Below are 2,232 nucleotides of genomic sequence, written 5' to 3' on the forward strand. Positions count from 1 at the left end.
CCCAGCAATCATGAACAAGCCAGTTACCCAGTCGCTCCAGTACGGACTTGTCACTGCAAAGCGCTTCTTTGCCACGGTTCTTATGAACAAACAAATAGGTATATCGCTCAGTAGTGGCTGTATGCAAACATAGAGAATAGCATGATCAATGCAAGAATGACAATATCCAGGACTTTATTGGAGGAGGATTCCATCAGTTAACAGGGTTGCAGACCAAGCCTCTAATATATTGGAAACCACACCCAGGAGACCGGTTAAGGCTGCAAGAATCACCAGAGATAGTGGGATTATCATTCCGATGGCCAGAACGGGATGGATTTATTTCTTTATTCACTGGATGAAAGTTTCATCACGAACCATCGTGTATTTACTGAACTTTATAATCAGATAATAGGTGATTATACAGCTCAGCAATACTGCCCAAAGTAAATCAAGACCAGAATTTGCTCCAGCCTTCGACATGGACGTTACACGACCGGTGCCCACATTATAGCCCAAGATGAATATCCCTGGCATAATGCTGGCTAAGAGGATTTTAATTTTTTTCAAAGCTAATTCTCCAGTTTATATCCTTGTTCTCCTGAGTTGATATTTTTAAATCTACAAGTGCAGGATTATCCTTTCGGGGAATTATGATAAGCTCAGCATCATCTGCATTGGCTGATACCGGGTAGTAAGTGTTTAATGCGATCGTTATGGAATAAGATTCTCCTTCGATAAGCGATGATTTACCCGACAATGTTTTTGTAGCTGAATTCCAAACGGGCTTATCAGGCATGTCTACATATCCTTGCAATATGTGCCTGTCGGTTGAAATCCATTGTGGGACATCCTCTACTTTGTGAACGGAGATCATCCGGGCTTCTCCAGGGGCTACGATTTGTTCCAAAAGGGAGTCGCCGCCAATCTTACCTCTGAATTTGTTATTCCAAAAATCATAGAGGTAATAACTTTCTTTTTCATCTAAACCGAGCGCTCCAAATGCGGTATAACCCGATAAAGGGACTTTGAATTCCTGATCGGTCTCCTTATCGTTAAATAGAATTACCTGATGCCAATCTTCGGAGATCGGGAAATCCAATATGGGCATATCGTCTGTAAACGCATGTAAGGGTCGTGCAGAGAGAGAGGTGGAGTGGAATGGATAAACGCGGCTCAGATCATACAGCACATCTTCTGAGAATTTGCTGAAGCTTTCGGTTAATAGTAACCTTCCACTAACGGCATAGGAGAGGGTAAGAATACTTTTTCTTTGAACCGATGAAATCGGATAGCGGTTTTCTCCATGGCCGGCTTCAACAAGGGCCTTTCCATCCATATCATAGTTGGTCAGGCGACGGTTTTTATACCAGCGGTTAGCTGCTTTATTTAGTATTCGGGTGGTAATGATGTTCGTATCACCTTCGGTACGAACTGAGTTGACAAATTCCAGCGTAGCATCGGAACCTATGCCCAATCGTTCCTGCAAATACGCATTTGCTCCGAGAATCTCATGAGGAATTCTGAATACATTTCTATAGGCTTCCAGTGCCGTAGAATAGCGGTTGTGCAATCCTCCACGCTGAGCGAAGACACGGGTAGGGTAATCATAAAATACGCCCCGAACCCCTCCATCGTTCAGATTGTGGTTCACCTTTTTCCAGTGCGTTAGAAAATCAGGATCGGTATAATCATAGGCTTCGGCATAGAGCTTGCCATATCCATCTATCCATTCATTAGGATTCAGTAAATCGGGGATCCCTGGGATACCCATAAGTACATGGGGATCGCCAACTACCTTTTTATTTTCTCGCACAAACTTCTGACTCCGATCATAAAGCATATGTCCGGGAAAGGCTTTCGCGTAGTCTTCAGACCGGATTCCGGGTTGAAAATAGGTCAATGGGATACCACCTAATTCTTGGATCTTTCCTGCCCATTTTGCCGTGGTTTCATAGGGCTTTTTATAATGATAATCAACCACACAACGGTATTTCCGACCAATATTCTGCCAGTGCTCATCATCCCACCATCCCTGCTGATTGTTTTGTTCATAATTGTCTGGAACCAGCCTGACGGCTACCGGAGAGTACTTCAGAAATCCTGAATTTTTGATGTGCTCCATTTCCCGAACGGCTCCAACCGTGCTGTTTTCTGAGGTAACATCTGCACCAAAATGGGTTACCGAAAGAAACCACATGCAGGTAGAGGGGAATGTGTAGTAGTTTATAGCCATATCACGGACAATCCGGG

At 43.8% G+C, this 2,232-nt stretch carries 2 protein-coding genes; both read right to left on the reverse strand.

The annotated features are described in order from the left end of the window. Positions 1 to 330 precede the first annotated feature (330 nt). A complete protein-coding gene (locus U9Q77_10955; protein ID MEA3287875.1) occupies positions 331 to 549 on the reverse strand; it encodes a hypothetical protein in 219 nt (72 codons plus the stop codon). Then, the coding region (locus U9Q77_10960; protein MEA3287876.1) for a hypothetical protein at positions 536 to 2,232 on the reverse strand (1,697 nt) is incomplete at its 5' end. The genes U9Q77_10960 and U9Q77_10955, both read right to left, overlap by 14 nt.

It is taken from the genome of Candidatus Neomarinimicrobiota bacterium, assembly GCA_034716895.1.
In the GTDB taxonomy this organism is placed as follows: domain Bacteria; phylum Fidelibacterota; class UBA8477; order UBA8477; family JABMPR01; genus JABMPR01.